At 63.4% G+C, this 17,582-nt stretch carries 16 protein-coding genes; 8 read left to right on the top strand and 8 right to left on the bottom strand.

The window, feature by feature from the left end:
• Positions 1-6: 6 nt before the first annotated feature.
• The 6 genes from QYL91_RS04235 to QYL91_RS04210 form a co-directional block, all read right to left on the bottom strand.
• Positions 7-2,208, bottom strand: coding sequence for an ATP-dependent DNA helicase (locus QYL91_RS04235; RefSeq protein WP_302082134.1), 2,202 nt, complete (start codon positions 2,206-2,208; stop codon positions 7-9).
• 106 nt (positions 2,209-2,314) lie between these two features.
• Entirely contained in the window at positions 2,315-3,616 is a 1,302-nt protein-coding gene (gene aceB / locus QYL91_RS04230) for a malate synthase AceB (RefSeq protein ID WP_302082133.1), read from the bottom strand.
• 129 nt (positions 3,617-3,745) lie between these two features.
• Positions 3,746-4,822 (bottom strand): isocitrate lyase, encoded by a 1,077-nt coding sequence (aceA, locus tag QYL91_RS04225; RefSeq protein ID WP_302082132.1) that lies wholly within the window; start codon positions 4,820-4,822, stop codon positions 3,746-3,748.
• Between the two features lie 324 nt (positions 4,823-5,146).
• Positions 5,147-5,878 carry a fumarylacetoacetate hydrolase family protein gene (locus tag QYL91_RS04220; RefSeq protein WP_302082131.1) on the bottom strand — a complete coding sequence of 244 codons (732 nt, stop codon included), beginning with the start codon at positions 5,876-5,878 and terminating at the stop codon, positions 5,147-5,149.
• A gap of 60 nt (positions 5,879-5,938) precedes the next feature.
• The gene (locus tag QYL91_RS04215) at positions 5,939-7,399 is read right to left on the bottom strand and encodes a PAS domain-containing protein (RefSeq protein ID WP_302082130.1); all 1,461 of its coding nucleotides are present in this window, start codon (positions 7,397-7,399) and stop codon (positions 5,939-5,941) included.
• Positions 7,400-7,583: 184 nt separating this feature from the next.
• On the bottom strand, positions 7,584-8,588 hold the full coding sequence (locus QYL91_RS04210; RefSeq protein ID WP_302082129.1) for a cation diffusion facilitator family transporter: 1,005 nt from the start codon (positions 8,586-8,588) through the stop codon (positions 7,584-7,586).
• Positions 8,589-8,676: 88 nt separating this feature from the next.
• Here QYL91_RS04210 and QYL91_RS04205 point away from each other — a divergent pair, with 88 nt between their 5' ends.
• Positions 8,677-9,204 carry a metallophosphoesterase gene (locus QYL91_RS04205; protein WP_302082128.1) on the top strand — a complete coding sequence of 176 codons (528 nt, stop codon included), beginning with the start codon at positions 8,677-8,679 and terminating at the stop codon, positions 9,202-9,204.
• Positions 9,205-9,257: 53 nt separating this feature from the next.
• Here QYL91_RS04205 and QYL91_RS04200 read toward each other — a convergent pair whose 3' ends face one another.
• Positions 9,258-10,037 carry an ArsR/SmtB family transcription factor gene (locus tag QYL91_RS04200; protein ID WP_302082127.1) on the bottom strand — a complete coding sequence of 260 codons (780 nt, stop codon included), beginning with the start codon at positions 10,035-10,037 and terminating at the stop codon, positions 9,258-9,260.
• An 81-nt stretch (positions 10,038-10,118) separates the two neighbouring features.
• Here QYL91_RS04200 and QYL91_RS04195 point away from each other — a divergent pair, with 81 nt between their 5' ends.
• From QYL91_RS04195 to QYL91_RS04175, 5 genes are all read left to right on the top strand, one after another.
• Positions 10,119-10,346 carry a DUF8119 family protein gene (locus QYL91_RS04195; RefSeq protein WP_302082126.1) on the top strand — a complete coding sequence of 76 codons (228 nt, stop codon included), beginning with the start codon at positions 10,119-10,121 and terminating at the stop codon, positions 10,344-10,346.
• 39 nt (positions 10,347-10,385) lie between these two features.
• The gene (locus QYL91_RS04190; protein WP_302082125.1) at positions 10,386-10,511 is read left to right on the top strand and encodes a DUF7859 family protein; all 126 of its coding nucleotides are present in this window, start codon (positions 10,386-10,388) and stop codon (positions 10,509-10,511) included.
• A 39-nt stretch (positions 10,512-10,550) separates the two neighbouring features.
• Complete coding sequence (locus QYL91_RS04185) at positions 10,551-11,627, top strand: aminopeptidase (protein ID WP_302082124.1); 1,077 nt, start codon at positions 10,551-10,553, stop codon at positions 11,625-11,627.
• A 135-nt stretch (positions 11,628-11,762) separates the two neighbouring features.
• Complete coding sequence (locus QYL91_RS04180) at positions 11,763-12,731, top strand: S49 family peptidase (protein WP_302082123.1); 969 nt, start codon at positions 11,763-11,765, stop codon at positions 12,729-12,731.
• On the top strand, positions 12,728-13,762 hold the full coding sequence (locus QYL91_RS04175; protein ID WP_302082122.1) for a hypothetical protein: 1,035 nt from the start codon (positions 12,728-12,730) through the stop codon (positions 13,760-13,762). Before QYL91_RS04180 ends, QYL91_RS04175 begins: the two co-directional genes overlap by 4 nt.
• Before the next feature lie 96 nt (positions 13,763-13,858).
• Here the strand turns inward: QYL91_RS04175 and QYL91_RS04170 are convergent, their stop codons facing one another.
• Complete coding sequence (locus QYL91_RS04170; protein ID WP_302082121.1) at positions 13,859-14,845, bottom strand: hypothetical protein; 987 nt, start codon at positions 14,843-14,845, stop codon at positions 13,859-13,861.
• A gap of 221 nt (positions 14,846-15,066) precedes the next feature.
• Between QYL91_RS04170 and QYL91_RS04165 the strand changes: the two genes are divergently transcribed.
• Together QYL91_RS04165 and QYL91_RS04160 are read left to right on the top strand one after the other, a co-directional pair.
• Positions 15,067-16,809 carry a PAS domain-containing protein gene (locus QYL91_RS04165; protein ID WP_302082120.1) on the top strand — a complete coding sequence of 581 codons (1,743 nt, stop codon included), beginning with the start codon at positions 15,067-15,069 and terminating at the stop codon, positions 16,807-16,809.
• A 116-nt stretch (positions 16,810-16,925) separates the two neighbouring features.
• The gene (locus QYL91_RS04160) at positions 16,926-17,537 is read left to right on the top strand and encodes a translation initiation factor IF-2 subunit beta (protein ID WP_302082119.1); all 612 of its coding nucleotides are present in this window, start codon (positions 16,926-16,928) and stop codon (positions 17,535-17,537) included.
• The last annotated feature ends 45 nt before the right edge of the window (positions 17,538-17,582 follow it).

Below are 17,582 nucleotides of genomic sequence, written 5' to 3'. Positions count from 1 at the left end.
CCCGCGTTAGGGCGTCGGTGGGTCGCCGTCGTAGGCGTCGACGTCCTGATAGAAGTTCAGCAGGCCGAACTTCAATTTCTCCGGCTGTACGTCGACCATCTCGGCGCGCTCCTCGGTCGGGAAGGCCCCGCGGACGGCGTACTGTTCCATCTCTATCTCCGCACGCTCGGTGTAGCGGGCGTCGAGCAGGATGCGCGCGCCGAAATCCTCCGGCGAGCGAACGACACGTCCCATCGCCTGTCGGGTCTTCCGGACCGTGGGAATCTCGACGGCGTAGTGCCAGCCGGCGTCTTCGGTCTGGACGGTCTGGCCGGTCCCCTCCTCGTCGCCGACCTCGAAGACTTCGTCGTAGGCGGCCTGGACGGCCTCCATCCGGTCGTCCAGATGCGGGTAGGGGACGCCGACGACGATGACAGTGCGGGCGTCGTCGCCGTCGAAGCTCACTCCCTCGCCGAGCGTGCCCCACAGTGAGGTAAAGAGGACGCCGTCGTCGTCGGCGGCGAACTGCTTGCGGAGGTCGTTTGCGGCGGTCCCGGGTTCGTCGAGATAGCTGGTTCCGGCGTACACTCGCTCGTAGTACCGCTCGGCTTCGCTGTAGGACGGGAAGAAGACGAGCGTGTTCCCCGGGGTAAAGCGGACGGCGTCCTCGATGGTGTCGGTGATGGTCTCCTGGATCCCTCGGTCGTCGCGCTTGCTGGCAAAGAGCGCCGGCCCGTCGACGGCGTAGGTCCGCCGGCGCTCCTCGGGGAACTGTGCGCCGTAGGCCATCGTCTCCGGACTGTCCAGGCCGAGCACGTCCTCGGTCACCTCGAACGGGCGAAGCGTCGCGCTCATGAGGACACTCGCGTGCAGTTCCGAGAAGAGGTCCCGCGTGACCTGTTCGGGGATGCAGGTGTACAGTTCCGCGCGGCCGTAGACGTCGCCAGCGCCGTCGTCGTCCCGGCGGACGCTCACGACTGGGTAGGTCCCCATCTCGTCGCCCTCGTCGAGCCACGACTGGACGAAGGTCGCGGCCTGGAGCGTCTGGCACTCCTTGCGGACGGTCGCGTCGCCGGACTTGTACTCCTCCTCGTACTCGCTGTCGAGGTCACGCCCGAGTTCGACGGCGTGGTCGAGTTCCTCGCTGAATCCGGGGCCGGTATATCTCTGCAGGAAGGCGAGCGTGAGGTCGTCCCGCCTGTCGTCGTTTGCCACCGCGAGGTCGTGCCAGTTCTCGCCGACCTGTTCGCGCTCGCCGAAGGCGAAGGCGTCGTCGTAGGCCTCCCGGAGCGCCTCCAGGAACGTTCCGAGGACGTTGTACGCGGGGTCGGCGCGGGCGTCGTCGCTCTCTGTCAGTTCGTCGAGCGCACTTTCGAGGGTGTTCTCGGTGAGCGTGCGGCGAGCGTGGTCGCGGGCGGCGTCCTCGACGTTGTGGGCTTCGTCGAAGATGGCGATGACGTCCTCGGGGTCGCGGCCGAGCCAGCGGAAGAACTGCTGGCGTATCATCGGGTCCAGCAGGTGGTGGTAGTTACAGACGACCAGGTCGACGCCCTCGACGCCCTCTTTTAAGAGTTCGTAGCCGCAGAAGCCGTACTGGCCCGCCCGTTCGTAGATGTCGTCGGGCGTGCGCACGTCGTCGTACAGCCACGCGAAGAAGTCGTCCGTGTCGGCGGTCAGATTTTGGTAGTAGTGGTCACAGGTCGCTTTGTCCTCGAACTCCGCGAGGTCGTCCTGGACGCCGTCGAGTTCGTCCATGACTGCACCGCGCGCTTCGGCGGCCCCGCCGTCGCCCGCCTGACTCTCGTCGAGCAAGTCCCGTTGCTGGCGTTCGAGGTCCGCGAGGTCCTGTTCGGTGTCGACCAGGTCGCGAGTCGTATCCCGCAGGGCCTGACACTCCTCGAAGCCGACGTCGATGTGACACATCGACGCTTTCCCGCGGAAGACGATAGCGCGAATCGATTCCTGGTCGTTGATGGCGGAGGCGTCACGGCGGAACTGCCGCATCTGCTGGTGGACGTTTGTCGTGATGACGACGGTTTTGTTCGTCTCGCGGGCGTACTCGAGTGCCGGCGCGAGCGAGGCCAGCGTCTTGCCGGTCCCGGTCGCACCCTCGAAGAGGATGTCAGAGCCGTCCGCGAGTGCGTCGTAAATCGTCCCCATCGCCTCCTGCTGGTGGTCGTAGGGCTGGTCGTAGGGGAAAAAGCGCAGATACGACGCTGTCTTCGACACGCGAGGGGGTAGTTCCCGTTTCAATATAAACTGCCGCCCCGGAGTGGATGTAGTGGCCGGGCAGACGCGCCGCTGCCGGCGGAGAAAAAACGGAGAAGGTGGGTCGTCAGTTCCCGACTTCCATCGCGCGTTCGACGACGTCCTCGCTGTAGAGTTCGGCGAGGTCCTCGTGCTGGTCCGGACGGTTCTCGTAGACGTCCTGGAACAGCGTGATGGGGGTCTGCAGGGCCTGGTAGGTGGCCTCGTCCCACATGCGGTCGCGGCTGACGTCGACGTCGACGTCGCCGATGCGAACCGTCGCGGCCTGGGTCATCGCGATTGCGCCCTTGCCGGCTTCCTTGGCGGCCTCGAACTCCTCCATGGAGTCGACGATGTCGTTCATGCTCGGGACGTACGAGACCAGGTCGAGCACTTCCTCGGCGAGTTCGTCCTTGTCGGCGACCTCGATTTCGTCGGTGCCGACCGTCAGGACGTAGCCGTCGCCGGACTCCTCGACGGAGACGTTGTCGCCCTTGTAGGTCCAGACGCCGTCCTCGTCGGCGAGTTCGACCTCTTCGCCGTCGGCGTCGAGGAGCCAGTAGCCCTCGGGCGTCGGGAGCGGTGACTTGTTGGCTTCGACGACCTGGCCGGGGGTCAGCGACCAGATGCCGAGCTGGCCCTTGGCCTGGTTGTCGGTCATACGCTCGCGGTAGCCATCGACGTCGCGGATGTCGTCGTAAGGACCGTCGACGGCGATGAGGCCGGCGGCGTCAGCGGCACGGGAGGTGTTGTGGCGCAGCTCTGGCCACGGCGGCAGTTCGCCGGTCGGCGTAATCGCGCGCATGCTCTTGGTGTAGTCGACCTCACCGTTAACGAGCATGAACAGGCGCTCGAGGTTGTTCGATGGGCGACCGATTTCCGTGCGCAGTTCCTCCATCGCGAGTTCGGAGGCACCACATTCGACGATGACGGACATCGCAATCGAGCCCTCTTCGAGGCCGTGTTCGTTCTCGACGATGGTCAGGAACTCGTCGGCCTTCTTCCAGTCGTCGATGTCGCCGACTTCCGGGATGACGAAGCCGTCGATGTGCTGGATGGCGCCGTTGTCGGGGTCGGCGATTTCGAGCAGGTGCTGGAAGCCCTGGTAGCGCGTCTCCGGGCTGTCTCGGTGCCAGACGACGCGGGGGTGAATCTCACCGGGGAAGTCGGCGCCGTTCTCGGAGACGACGTCGATGATGTTCTGGGCACCCTCGTCGCGCATGTTGGGCGCGGTGGCGTCCTCGTTGTCCGGCACCCACACGTCGGGCGCCTGCATCCCGCGGAGCTGGGAGGCACTTTCCATCATCTTCGCGGAGTCGTCTTCGCCCTCGACGGCGGTCGGCGAGGTGAAGAATGTCCGCACGAACTTGCGGTTGTGTTTGCGTTCCATAGTCGTCTCGATAGACCGTTCGGTCACTATTAAAGATGGTCAAATCTGCCCAGTCGAATGAATGATTTTCACGGGTTGCAGCGGCTAGACGGCGTGAAAAAGAAAGAATCCGATTCGGAGACGACTCGATCAGTCGTCGTCGTTGGATTCGCTGGTGATGACCGCTTCTTCCTCGTCGTCGGAGAAGCCGGCGGACTCCTCCTGGCGACGCTTGGCGTCGGGGTCGAACTGCGCTTCGATCTCCTGGAAGCGCGGGACGAAGGAGAGCTCGTGGTGGCTCTCGGTGGGGTGGCCGAGGTAGCGGTCCTCGAGGTCCCACTGTGCTTCCTCGTCGTTCTCGGCGATGTTCTTCATGTCCTCGTAGACGGCGTGTGCGCCCGAGTGCAGGGCGTACAGCGTGATGAACTGGTATTTGTAGCCGAGGTCGCCCAGTTCCTGGAACGTGAGCGGGTCTTCTTCCTCGCTCCACGCGAAAGAGCTGGAGTAGTTGAAGGCCAGCTTCAGGTCGGGGTGGGTCTCGTGGATGGTCTCGGCGTAGTTGACGGCGTCCTCGCGCGAGGGGTCGGGCATCTCGGGCCAGACCAGGTCGACGCCGGCGTCGGCGTAGAGACGGCCACGTTCGAGGTGTTCCTCCCAGTCACCGTTGGCGGAGCCGTAGGCGTCCGTCCGGGCGATGATGATAGTGTCGTCGTCCTGCTTTGCGTCGACGGCCGCGCTGAAGCGGGCGACAGCGTCTTCTCGCGAGACAATCTGCTTGCCGGCGATGTGCCCACAGCGCTTCGGGGTCGTCTGGTCCTCGATGTGGACCGCAGCGACGCCTGCTTTCTCGTATTCGCGGACTGCGCGGCGGACGTTGTGGACGCCACCGTAGCCGGTGTCACAGTCGGCGATAATCGGCAGGTTCGTGGCTTCGACCTGGCGCTTTGCGTTCTCGACCATCTCGCGCATGTCGACCATCTCGAGGTCCGGGAAGCCGAACTGGCCCAGCACCGTGGAGTAGCCGGACATGTAGACAGCGTCCAGACCGGCCATCTCGGCCAGGCGGGCGTCCAGGGCGTGGTAGGTACCAGGTGCGAAGACGTAGTCCTGGTTGTTCAGCTTGTCCCGAAGCTCTCGGGCGGCGTCGTTGTCGACGTCGCGGATGTACGGGTCTGTGCTCTTGACTCGGCTCGCAACTTCGTCGATTCCGTCGTCGTCAGATGTCATGATTAGTGTGGGGTCCCGCGTTCCGGCCGCGGGTTTCTATTGCACTCCGCTCCGAGTAGTGGGCTGTAGATAAATGTTATGAACTATAATGATAATATTCTTTAACCCATATTGATTCCTTCCCCACGTCTAGGACCTTAAATTGAGAGACAGTGACTCACTACCATCTTTTTCCCGCTCGGATGAGCGCTCCGCGCTCACCGCTCGCGCCAAAAACATGGGTGAAAAAGGCCGACGGCTCGGTTGTCGACCTCGCCGTCGGTGAACCGCGCTCCCTTCGGTCGCGCGGGTGCGAACGGTATAATCTCCGGTGGCTGCGTTGCGTTACTCGGCGTCTTCAGGCGCGACGACCGTATTCTCGAGCGTCCCGATTCCCTCGTACCAGATTTCGATGTCGTCGCCGGGTTCGATGAGGCCGGGGTTGGCGGGGCTACCGAAGGAAATCACGTCGCCGGGTCGGAAGGTGTACCGCTCCGAGAGGAAGGCAATCGTCTCGTAGGGGTCGAAAATCATCCAGTCGGTGGTCGCATCCTGGCGTTTCTCCCCGGAGATATGCGTCTCCATGTCGATGCCCCGCGGGTCCAGGTCCGTCTCGATGACCGGGCCGAGCGGGCCGGAGCCGTCGAAGGCTTTGCGGGCCGTTCGGCGCTCCTGGTCGAGTGCGTCGAGGTCGTTGAGAATCGACCAGCCGCGCAGCACCTCTTTGACGTCTTCCTCGCCGTCGAGGTCGGTACACTCCTCGTCGATGACCGCCGCGAGTTCACCGGCGTAGGTGAGTTCGTCGGTCCACTTGGGGTGGACGATGGGGTCGTTGGGGTGGTGCAGCGCGACGGCGGGCTTGATAAACCAGTCCGGAATCTCAGGGATGTCGTAGTCCATCTGGTCGATTTTCTCCGCGAAGTTGCGCCCGACACAGAAGAACGTGCCCGGCTCACACGGCGCGAGCAGGTCTGCGTCCTCGCCGATTTCGTAGGTCCCCTCGTCGGCGACGATAGTGCCGTCGTCGTACTCTCCGGTGACGATGCCATCGGGTGTGTCGGCCCGTGCGAGTTTCATTACACTCCGATTCACGGACACAGGATTTAGAAGGTTCGACTCCGCGACTGCACGCTTCGGTCACAACTCGCCGACGGTCGGGACTGCCAGTTCGACGACGGTGCCATCCGACTCGCAGTTGCTGACCGTCATCGACCCACCGGCCCGGGTGACCGTCCAGTAGATGAGCCAGATGCCCATGCGGTCGGCGTGCTGGAGCGCTTCCTCGCCCTGTTTGAGCACGTCGAGTTCCTGCTGGGGGATGCCGGGACCGTTGTCCTCGATTTCGATGCTGACCCAGTTGTCGTCACGGTTCTCGACGCGGATACAGACTCGCGGGTTGTCGTTGTCGTTGTGCTTTGCCGCGTTGTCGAGTGCTTCTTCGAGCGCGGCGAGCAGTCCGCCGGTGGCAACCGGCCGTATCGGCTCGTCGGGCAGTGTAAGCGAGACTGTCACGTCCGGGTACTGGTCACGAATCGCGTCGGCGAGTTCCCGAAGCCGCTGGTCGAGCGCGTCGACTTTCCGGTCCGAGTCGGTCTCTGAGAGTATCCGGTCGGTTTCGCGGGCCGTCTCCGCGAGAGCAAGCAGGTTCTGGACGGCAGACCCGATTTCGGTGAGTTCGGCCGGCGGGTCGCCGACAGCGTCGTGGTTGAGTATCTCCAGGTACGCCTCGATGACGTTCATCTTGTTCCGGAGGTTGTGGCTGAGCACGCGATTGAGGACCTCCTGACGGCGCTCTCTGACCTTGCGCTTGGTGACGTCTGTCTGAAAGCCCACGTAGTGTGTGACGTCGCCGGCAGTGTTTCGGAGCGGTGCGACGTCGACGCTGTTCCAGAACTTCTCGCCGTTTTTCCGGTAGTTCACGATATCGACCGAGACCGGCTGTTTGGCGTCGATTCCCTCGCGGAGCTGGTCGACGGTGGCTGTGTCTGTCTCCTCGCCCTGGAGGAACCTGCAGTTTCGGTCCAGCACCTCCGTGGCGTCGTAGCCCGTCGTCTGGAGGAACTGGTCGTTGACGTATATGAGTGGATTGTCCGGCCGGCGGGCGTCGGCGATGCTGAAGCCGACGGGGGCCTCGTCGATGGCCTGCTCTTTCAGCCGGAGGTCGTCGACAGTCTCCCGGAGTTCTCGTTCGCGCTCGGCGAGTTCACAGGCAGTCCGCCGGCGCTCCAAGAGGTTTTCCATGCGGGCGTGTAGCGCGGCCTTCTTGACCGGGAGCGTCACCACGTCGTCGACGTACTCCCAGACGGCGGGGTCGACGTCCCCGTCCTCGCTCAGCAACACGGCGGGGAGAAACACGTCGGTTTCCGTGCACCGTCGTTCGAGAAGCTCGGCAACGTCGGGGAACCGCTGTTCGGTGACCAGACAGCAGTCGAACTGCCCGTGCAACGCCGCCGGCTCGTCGGTCGTTTCGACCTGGTAGCTGTTCCCGAGCGTCTCCGCGAGGAGCCGGCGATTTTCGCCATCAGACCCGAAGACCAGCACCTGTGGCTGCTCGCTCATCGTTGGCAGGCCGTCGTTCGTCGTCGGTCCTGCTGTCATCTGTGTGCTCCCCGATTGCCTGTTGTGCCCACCCGTGTCGAACCCAGCCTCAGTACTCGATTACCACTGATACGTGTTGTGGCCTCTCACTAGAGACGGTTTGACAGGGCGTGATAAAAAAAGTCAGCCAGCGCCTGGCGTCGCGTCGATAGACGCTCCCTCTATTTCAGACACTCCCTCTGTGTCACTCGCTTCTGCCGGAGCCGTCACCGCTGACGACTGGTGGCTTGCCGTCTTTCTCGACTTCGACGAACACCGACTGGATGTCGTCGTCGGCGTCTTTGAGCGCCCGTTCGATGGTGTCGATGGCGTCGTCGATGTCCCGGCCGCTCATCCCGTCGGTGAAGTTCACGTCGGCGGTGACCACGATGCGTTTCGGCCCGAAGTAGACGGTCCGGAAGTCGACGATTTCCTCGACGCCGTCCGCGTCGGCCACGATGGCACGGAGCTCTGCTTCGGCGTCTGCGGGCATGCTCTCACCGAGCAGGAGTCGCTTGTTCTCCCAGGCCAGCGCCAGCGCAAAGCCCATAAGCAGGAGTCCGATGAGCAACGCGGCGATGGCGTCGTAGATTGGGTCGCCCGTCTGGCGGGTGAGAAAGATGCCGGCGAAGGCGATGCCGGCCCCGCCGAGGGCGATGCTGTCCTCGGTGAAGGCCGTCAGCGTCGTTGTATCTGCGGTTTTCCGGAACGCCTCCCGGTAGCCGCTCCAGTCGTTTCGCTCGATTTGCTTTTGCATCGCTTTTCGTGCTTTCAGAAGCGCGTACGTCTCGAAGACGATGGCACCGACGAGGACGGCGTAGTTGACGTACACCGCGGGAAACGTCTGGCCGGCGATGGTGACAAACTCGCTGCCGCCGTGGCCACCGTGGCCGGCGAGTACTTCCTGTATCTTCTCGTAGCCGTGTTTGGTCGATTCCCAGCCGGCGATACCAAAAAGCAGCACCGAGACGAGAAAGCTGTAGAAAAACTGTGCCTTCCCGTAGCCGAAGGGGTGACGGTCGTCGGGCGCCTGCCCGCTGTATCGGAGGCCGACGAGGAGAAACACCTGATTGCCCGTATCGGAGATGGAGTGGTACGTCTCCGAGAGCATCGACGGACTCCCGGTCAGCAGAAATCCGATGAACTTCAGCACCGCAATCGCTCCGTTCGCGATGAGCGCCGCAATCACTACCGATTTGCTGCTTGCCATTGGGTATGCAGTTGCCGGCCTGTCACAAGTAGTCCGGTGATTTCCGCCGTATCTGGGGGCTTATCTCCGCTGGTCCGCTACGACGGGTATGCTCGTCCTCTCGGATACACACGGCACCGACGACCCCGCGCTCACCGACCACCTCCGCGAGCAGATTGCAGACGCCGACCTCGTGGTTCACGCCGGTGACTTCACGACACCGGCAGTCCTGGAGGGTTTCGAATCGCTCGCGGACCGTCTGGTCGCCGTTCACGGCAACGCAGACAGCGCTGTCGTCCGCGAGCGGTTGCCAGCGATGGAGACAGTCCAGACACTGGGTGTCACAGTTTTGGTAGTCCACGGGCACGACCACGACGAGACGCAACTCTCGCTTTTGGCGCGTCAGGAAGGAGCCGACGTGGTGGTCCTGGGCCACACACATCGGCCAGGGGTCGGACAGATTGGGGAAGTGGCAGTTTTGAATCCGGGCAGTCACGCCGACCCGCGTGGGGCACAGCCGGCGTACGCGGCAGTTGGGCAGGCGTCGGGTGACGTTGTGGCGCGTCTCCGAACGCCGGCAGGTGCGTTACTGGAACAGCGGTCGTTGTCGGAGGGCCGAGCGGGTCGACGCGACTGAACGTACAGCCCCAATTAAAAAGTAGCTCCCGGAGACTCAAATCCCTCTTTGAGTTACCGTCGGAGATAGAGGATGCCGACGAGGACTGCGAGGACGAACAGCCCGCCCAGGAAAAAGAGCAGTCCCGGCGGCAGTCCCGCGCCGGCCTCTCGGACGGCATCGGCGCCGATGGTCGTCTCTGCCGGCGGCGTCGGCGTCCCGGTGGGTGCCACGGTGTCGGGGCTGACCGTCGAGGTCGATTCGTTGATGCTCTCAATCCCGATGTCGCCCGCCAGCTCGGGGGTCGCGGTGGGGCTCTGCTGTGGGGCACTCGTCGCCTCCGGCGTCGTCCCGGCGCCGCCTGCGCCCGTCTCTCCACCGGCCCCCGCTGTGGGGTCGCGCCCGCCGAACAGGCCCTGTCTGCCGAACCACTGCTGGACGGCGAGACTGGCAACTGCGAGGATGCCGACAGCACCCAGCAGCCGGGAGAGTGCGGTTTTCAGCGTCGACTCTTTTTCCTCTTTCCCGGCGAAGATGACAAGCGGCTGGTCGGCGGGCGCGTACACGTCCATCTCGCGGCCCTTCGCGGAGTAGGCGGTGTCGACCACCTCGACGGCACCGGCGGATTCGAGCTTTCCGAGGTGGTACTGGGCGTTCTGGAGGGAGGTGTCGACCTGGTCGGCGAGGTCGGAGGCCGGCGCTGGCTCGTCGTGGAGCGCAGAGAGGACGGCTCTGGCCGTCTCCGAGGAGAGCGCGGCGAGGAGGTCGTCGGCGTCCTCGCTGTCGACATCCACGACACGGGGCTCGGCGTCGTCGGCGGCCGTGGTGTCGGGGCTGGAGGGCAGCAGCGACATTGTCCGTTGTTGTACGACAACTACCATGAGTCTTTTCGACGCGCCGACAGTGATTTGGGGCTACCCGCGCTACCGGCGCGTATGAGTTGGCTCGCTCGCATCGGCACCCACATCTACGAGAACAAAGATGGAATGGTATTCGACCTGGTGTTTGCACTCACCTGGGTCACTATCGTCTCGGCGTTTGTCGCCATCGTCGACGGCCCGACGTGGGCCAGATATCTGCTCCTAGTGGCCGGTATCCCCGCCTACTTCGGATTTATCTTCTCGCTCAAACTGGCCAAAGAACACGAGAAGGACCGCTCGTAGGGCGAAACGGCTTTCTGCCCGCCGTGTCTCTGTGTTGCTATGGCCGACCTGATAGTGTACGGCATTCTCGTGATTATCCTCCTGGTCGTCTTTTTTGCCTATCTGATGATTCGCCGGACCGTGACGGGCTTCAAGGAAGGGATGGAGCGCGGGAACGGCCGCTGACCGGAAAGCAGTTTGCACGCCGCGCCGACAGGGGCGTGTATGGACCCACGCATCCGCGAACACGCCGAAACCGTCGTCGACCACTCCGTCGACCTCGAGGCCGGCGACGACGTCGTCATCGTCGCGCCGCCCGAAGCCGCCGACCTCGTCACCGCACTCCACGAAGTCGTCGGTGACCGGGGCGCGAATCCAGTTGCCCTTGACGCCAACGACCGCTTTTCGCGCGCGTACCTCCGCGCTCGCGACGACGACTTCGAGACGCCCAGCCACGAGCAGGCGCTCATCGAGGCGACGGACGTGTACATCGCCATCCGCGCCAACGGCAACGTCACCGAGACCAGCGACGTCTCACCGGAGACCAACGCCGCCTACTCGCAGGCCAAACAGCCGATTCTCGACGAGCGGCTCTCGAAGCGCTGGTGTCTCACCCAGTATCCCGCCCAGGCCAACGCCCAACTGGCCGAGATGAGCACCGAAGGCTACGAGAACTTCGTCTGGGACGCTATCAACAAAGACTGGGACGCCGTCCGCGAGTTCCAGTCCCAGATGGTCGAGATTTTAGACCCCGCTGAGGAGGTCCGCATCGTCTCGGGTGAGACCACCGACGTGACGATGTCCGTCGCGGGCAACCCAACCCTGAACGACTACGGCGAGAAGAACCTCCCCGGCGGCGAGGTCTTCACCGCGCCGGTTCCGGACAGCGTGGAGGGGGAGGTACTCTTCGACAAGCCACTCTACCACCAGGGTCGGGAAGTCACCGACGTGTATCTGCGCTTCGAGGACGGCGACGTCGTCGAGCACAGCGCCGAGAAAAACGAGGCGGTGCTGACCGAGGTCCTCAACACCGACGACGGCGCCCGCCGCCTCGGCGAACTCGGCATCGGGATGAACCGCGACATCGACCGCTTTACCTACAACATGCTGTTCGACGAGAAGATGGGCGACACCGTCCACATGGCCGTCGGGCGCGCCTACGGCGACACCGTCGGTGAGGACAACGAGCAAAACCAGAGTGCGGTCCACGTCGACATGATCGTCGACATGGCCGAAGACAGCTACATCGAGGTCGACGGGGAAGTCGTCCAGCGGGACGGGACCTTCCGGTTCGAGGAGTAGGGCGTTTCTCGCTTCGTTTCCCCGGAACCACGCCAGGCCTCAACGAGGGACGGGCTTAAAATGCGCTCGTGCCTGTTTCTGAGTCTGCAACTGCGCCCCATGTCTTTTTAAACCAGGATTTAAACGCCGGTCTGTATGGTAGCAGGTCTCCTCAACTCGCGACGAAGACAGATTTTCCTCGTCCTCCTGATAGCTGTCGTCGTCGGTGGCACACTCGCGCCACAGGTGTATCGATACACGAGCGGACCCGATGGAACCGTCGCAGTAATCGAACTCGAGGGAACCATCGACGAGTCCACCGCGCAGTTCGTCGAGGGTGAACTCAGGGAAGCTCGCAACAACGACTCGGTGCAGGCAGTCGTGCTCGAAGTCGAGAGTCCGGGTGGGCTGCCCGCACAGAGCGAGCGCATCTACAGCGCCGTCGAAAAGACGAGCAATCAAATGCCGGTCATCGCAGCAGTCGATACGCTCGGCGCGTCCGGTGCGTACCTCTCGATTGTGCCCGCAGACGACATCTACGTCGCGCCGTCGGCCCAGGCCGTCGGCAGCGTCGGCGTGACGGGTGCTGCACCCCAACCGCTTCAGCCGTCAGCCGGCGATACCGGCCCCAACAAGGGCGGGCTCCACCCCGACGAAGCCCGCGAAGACCGGGAAATCCTCGCAAATCTGTTTCTCGAAAGTGTGATGACACAGCGCGGTGACGAAATCGAACTGAGTCGCACGGAGGTCTCGCGTGCCAAAGTCTACCTCGGTACCGAAGCCGTCGAGAACGGCTTCGCTGATAAACTCGGCTTCGTCGACGACGCCATCGAGGACGCCGCCGACCGGGCTGGCCTCGATTCCTACGAAGTCGACACCCGACGTATGGAACAGCAAACCAGCATCCTCGGCAGTCTGCCCGTCGGCGAGAGCGAGAGTACGTCCGTCCTGACTGTCCAGACCGACGACGGAGTGAGCAAGCAACTGGTGCTTGCTGTCCCACCGCAGTTCGTCGACATGGCCGTAAGCGGCGATGTCGAGGTGGTGTATCACTCCGGTGAGTATATCCCTGCGAGTCAGGTCCAACAATCCGCTCGTACGCCTGTCGGAGGTGAGAACAGATGAGCCGATACCGCACTCTGATAGCGGTGTTCGTCTCCGTCGTCCTGGTCATCGTGGCCGGCGCTGCAGTCACGGGACTCATCATGGCCGACGAACGGGCCGACGGGTCGGTCAACACGAGCCAGTGGCAGTTCGATACCGTCGCGACAGACGGCGCAGAGGACGGCGGTGAAACGGTGATGGACAGCAACGCGTCGACAAACACCGTCGTCGTCCACGTCGGGACGGCCGCACAGTCCGGCGGAACGCTGCTGAATGGCGTTCCGTTACAGCGGACCGGCCAGGCGATTACGACCGGGTCACCCGCAGGCACCGAGCGGGCTGTCGGACCGCTGGTCTCGACGCTCGTCGAGAACGGTCACGAGGTCACGTTCTACGAGCAGTCGACCACCGGAGGTTCGTTTTCCAACTCCGGTGGGCTCTCGGAGACGCTGACCGACGCAGATGCGTTCGTCACGACGGCTCCGACGGTACTTTCCGACGAGGACCGAAAGACTGTGGCCACCTTCGCGTCGGAAGGCGGTCGCGTCTTCGTCGGTGCTGACCCGGGCCAAGCCAGAGGCGTCGTCGACATCGGGTCACAGCGTGGCATCTACCAGGAGATTGGGTACCTCTACGACGTCGCCAACAACGACCAGAACTTCCTCAGCGTCTTTGTCGAACCGACTGGGTCCACGCCGCTGACCGAGGGCATCGACCGCGTCGTGTTCCGTGGGGCGGCACCGATTGCCCAGTCCGGAGAAGAACCCGCGTTGACGACCGCTGGAGACGCACAACTGACGACGACACAACGGACAGCCCAGTTCGGCGTTGCTGCCGTCGACGGCAACATGGCTGTCGTCGGGGACACGAGCTTTGTCGCCCCCGAAAACGCATATCGGGCCGACAACAACGTCCTCATCGGCAACATTGCGGACTTCCTGGTGTCGGGCAGCGTGTCCGAAAACCCATTTCAGCAGTCCGGCGACACCGGTATCTCGCCCCCAGAAACGCCCACAGCCGGGCCACAACCGCCAACCGGTGGCGGCACCTGACGGTCGGTGAGCGCACTGTCCTGAGGGGCAGAACCGAGCGTGGGCGCGCTGTCGTTCCAGCGAACCGCGTTTTCGACTGAGGTTGACGGACCGGTTTTAGGCTTCAAAAAGGTCGCTGTGGACCGTCCAGAGCGCGTCGGTCTCGAAGTCGATATCGGCAACGACAGTCCCGCCCGAGACGTGCTCGTCGAGTGTCTCGGTCCCGTCGTGAGCCCGAAGGTCCGCTTTCATCTCGGCGAGGGCGTCCGTCGTCTCGTGGTTCTGTTCTATCGAGAGAGCATATCGAACCGTGGTCGTCTCTTCACCGACCGCTGCCGCGACGCCTGCCGTCCGCGCGTTCCGGACGAGTGGTTCGAGCCTCGAGTCTGCCTCCAGATGGGTGGTCGCTACGTGCCGTCCCAGCGCCTCGCCGAGCGACACCTGCGCGACCACGTCGCCATCGAGAATCGATCCGAAGCGTGTCTCGCCACGCCGACGAGTGCCGTCGAACTGATTCTGACTGGTCGTGAGCCACGTTTCCGCTCTTTCGCGGCTGTCACCGCATGCAACGTTGATTCGATTCTCCCCAAGCGCGACGAACGCGGGGGATGTCGACCGGGCGAACAGCCGTCGCGGCTGTTCTGCGGCCGGTGGCCCCTCTGCTGTCGGCGTCTCGGCTGTCTGGAGTTCGGTCCGAGCCCTACCGGTGCCGTCTGAGTTTTGCCCTCGTTCGACTCGCTGAAAGGCAGTCTCCGTCCGCAACTCCCGCGCAATTGCCTGCACGTCGAACGACCCGACTGCGGCGCCCGAGCCACTGACTGAACTCCCGTTCCGGGTCTGGACCGTGCCACCCAGATAGTCGATGTCCGACAGCGACACCGACTGCCACTGACGGCGTACCGATGTGAGGTGGTGAGCCGCCGCTCTCGGCACACCGGTCATCGCCAGCACACTCGGTGCGCCCTCCACTGTCAGTGTCGTCGTGCCGTCGGACCAACGGTCGCTTCTCGCTGCCTGCTCACCGCGAGCAACGCCCTGCCCGACGACAGACCCGCCAATCGCGAGTGAGACGACGCGAGAGAGAAGCGTTCGTCTGGTTTGCATCACCATGGTGTACACCGAATACCAGTATAACCGTTGTGCGCAGTTGCTGAGTCTGCAACAGGAGCAATATTTATATATCGTCTGGAGTTCCCAGTGGCTCTCCCGTGGGACAACATCCCAACGGGAGTCGACTACGCAGAAATTCCCCAGTCGGCGAGAGACTGTTCTGATAGCAATCACTACATTAAATATCACTCCGAGAGTAGCTAGATGTTATCGACATGAAGCCGAGCGAACTCGTCGGTCCGGCGGTCGTTCACTCGGGTGGGATTGTCCGCTATGCAAACGATGAGTTCTGTGTCCTGGTCGGGGCCGAGGCTCCCGTGGCAGTCATCGGTGAGTCTCTGGCCGCGTTCATCAGCGAGTCGTACCAGCAGCAACTCTCCGAACAGTTCGACCAGATTACCGGCGAGAACGCGTCGGTCCGCGGGGTTGCGCTCGAACTCGAACACAAAAGCGGGACGACGCGGGATGCGGTTGCCGTCAGCTCGGGCGTCGAGTGGGAGGGTGAATCCTGCGTCTACACGTCGTTTATCGACCTCCTCGAGCCAGAAGAACACAGAATCGTCCCGCTCAGGGAAGTTGCAACCCACCAGTCGCCAATCGGTGTGACCATCGCCGACGCCTCCCGCGAGGACGAGCCGCTCATCTACGTCAACGACACCTTCAGCGAACTCACGGGCTATCCACGGGAGGAAATCCTCGGCCAGAACTGCCGATTTCTCCAGGGGCAGGCGACCCGTGCGGAGCCGGTCGCGGAGCTGCGAGCGGCAATCGAGGACGAGCGCCCGACGACCGTCGAGTTGCGGAATTATCGCAAGGACGGCTCGATGTTCTGGAACCGTGTGACGATTTCGCCGGTCGAGGACGAGGCCGGGGCCGTCTCTCACTTCCTCGGGTTTCAGCGGGACATCACCGATGCGAAAATCCACGAACGGCAAAAGGTCCTGTTCGAGAGTCACCTGGATATGACCGAACAGGTGGTGTTCATCACGGACACCAGCGGCGTCATCGAGTACGTCAACCCGGCGTTTGAGCGGGTGACGGGGTACTCGGCCGGCGAAGCGGTCGGGAAAACACCACAGATACTCAACTCCGGGAAGCAAGACGAGACGTTCTACGAGGAGCTCTGGGAGACGATAACGGCAGGCGAGACGTGGGAGGCGGAACTCACGAACCGGACCAAGGATGGCGAACTGTACGAAGCGCGTCAGAAAATCGTTCCCATCACTGACGACCGGGGTGAAATCTCACACTATCTGGCAATCGAACCGGACATCACCGACGCCCAACTCACACAGCAGGTCGTCGACGTTCTCAACCGGATTCTCCGACACAACGTCCGCACGTCGGTCAACGTTATCGACGGCTATGCGGAAGTCCTCGAGACCGGCCCTGACGATGCACAACGGGAGGCCGCACTCGAAAAGATTCGCGAGCATACGGACACGCTGATGCAAATCAGCGAACAGACGACCGCGATTCGGGACCTCCTCTCGGGACAGGAGGACCCGTCCCCGCTGACGTTCAGGCAACTGCGCTCACTTGTCGAGCGGTACCGCGAGACATACGACAGTGCCCATATCGACCTGCGGATGCACGGGAGCCCGGACCGGACGATACGAAACGGGAACGTGTTCCAAATTGCGTTCGAGGAAGTAATCGAGAACGCTGTCGAACACTCCGACCGCGAGACGCCACAGGTCGAGATTACGGTCACCGTCCCCGAGGAGAGCGCCAGCGCCGTCGTCGAGATTGCAGACGACGGGCCGGGGATTCCCGAGTCGGAGTGGGAGATTATCCGGTCTGGCGTCGAGACACCGCTCAGCCACACGAAAAGCCTGGGTCTCTGGCTGGTCTACTGGTCGCTGACCGTACTCGGTGGCGCCGTCGACCTCTCGACGAACGAACCACGCGGGAGCGTTCTCGTCCTCGAAGTCCCGCTGACTGGCGAGTCCGAATAGCCGCTGTCGGGCGACTCCGAGCACGTCGCTGTGGTCGCACCTGCCGTCGGCGGCTCCCTGTCGCCCGTCACCACACCTTTCGACAACCCTTTTGGTGGCTGTCCCGTCCGGGTGGTATGAACTACGACACCGCCCTCGATAGGGCGTACGACGATTTACCCGAGCAGACACACGACGAGGGGTCCCGACTTTCCGTCCCCGACCCGGCCGGTGAGACGGACGGTGACTTCACGCGGCTCACGAACGTCGGTGCGATTGCCGACGCACTCGGCAGAGACGCAGAGCACGTCCACAGCGCCATCCAGCGAGCACTGGGGACCAGCGGGCAGTTCGACGGCGACCGCGCCCGCTACAACGGCTCTTTCGACACCGCGGACTTCGATGCCGCACTCGACGACTACATCGCGGAGTTTGTCACCTGTTCTGAGTGTGGCCTCCCCGACACCATCCTCACCCGCGAGGACGGCATCGAGATGCTGCGCTGTCAGGCCTGTGGTGCCTTCCGCCCGGTTCAAAAGCGGTCCAGTCCCAGCGCACAGACGCGCGCGGCCGAACTCGAAGAGGGCGGCACCTACGAACTGAAGATTACCGGCACCGGACGCAAGGGTGACGGCGTCGCCGAGAAGGGCAAGTACACGATTTTCGTCCCCGGCGCACAGGAGGGCCAGGTCGTCAGCGCCTACATCAAGAACATCAACGGCAATCTCGCCTTCGCCCGTCTGGCCTGACAGCGGGGCAAACGAGCCCCTGTGACAGCGGCGCATGCCACGATT

This window comes from Salinibaculum rarum (assembly GCF_030505615.1).
Taxonomy (GTDB): Archaea; Halobacteriota; Halobacteria; order Halobacteriales; family Haloarculaceae; genus Salinibaculum; species Salinibaculum rarum.
This window is presented reverse-complemented; position numbering and strand designations above follow the sequence as displayed.

Coding starts and splice junctions, on each gene's coding strand:
- aceB (WP_302082133.1), bottom strand. CDS start 3,616: ATGGAACGCAAACACAACCGCAAGTTCGTGCGGACATTCTTCACCTCG.
- aceA (WP_302082132.1), bottom strand. CDS start 4,822: ATGACATCTGACGACGACGGAATCGACGAAGTTGCGAGCCGAGTCAAG.
- QYL91_RS04220 (WP_302082131.1), bottom strand. CDS start 5,878: ATGAAACTCGCACGGGCCGACACACCCGATGGCATCGTCACCGGAGAG.
- QYL91_RS04215 (WP_302082130.1), bottom strand. CDS start 7,399: ATGACAGCAGGACCGACGACGAACGACGGCCTGCCAACGATGAGCGAG.
- QYL91_RS04210 (WP_302082129.1), bottom strand. CDS start 8,588: ATGGCAAGCAGCAAATCGGTAGTGATTGCGGCGCTCATCGCGAACGGA.
- QYL91_RS04205 (WP_302082128.1), top strand. CDS start 8,677: ATGCTCGTCCTCTCGGATACACACGGCACCGACGACCCCGCGCTCACC.
- QYL91_RS04200 (WP_302082127.1), bottom strand. CDS start 10,037: ATGTCGCTGCTGCCCTCCAGCCCCGACACCACGGCCGCCGACGACGCC.
- QYL91_RS04195 (WP_302082126.1), top strand. CDS start 10,119: ATGAGTTGGCTCGCTCGCATCGGCACCCACATCTACGAGAACAAAGAT.
- QYL91_RS04190 (WP_302082125.1), top strand. CDS start 10,386: ATGGCCGACCTGATAGTGTACGGCATTCTCGTGATTATCCTCCTGGTC.
- QYL91_RS04185 (WP_302082124.1), top strand. CDS start 10,551: ATGGACCCACGCATCCGCGAACACGCCGAAACCGTCGTCGACCACTCC.
- QYL91_RS04180 (WP_302082123.1), top strand. CDS start 11,763: ATGGTAGCAGGTCTCCTCAACTCGCGACGAAGACAGATTTTCCTCGTC.
- QYL91_RS04175 (WP_302082122.1), top strand. CDS start 12,728: ATGAGCCGATACCGCACTCTGATAGCGGTGTTCGTCTCCGTCGTCCTG.
- QYL91_RS04170 (WP_302082121.1), bottom strand. CDS start 14,845: ATGCAAACCAGACGAACGCTTCTCTCTCGCGTCGTCTCACTCGCGATT.
- QYL91_RS04165 (WP_302082120.1), top strand. CDS start 15,067: ATGAAGCCGAGCGAACTCGTCGGTCCGGCGGTCGTTCACTCGGGTGGG.
- QYL91_RS04160 (WP_302082119.1), top strand. CDS start 16,926: ATGAACTACGACACCGCCCTCGATAGGGCGTACGACGATTTACCCGAG.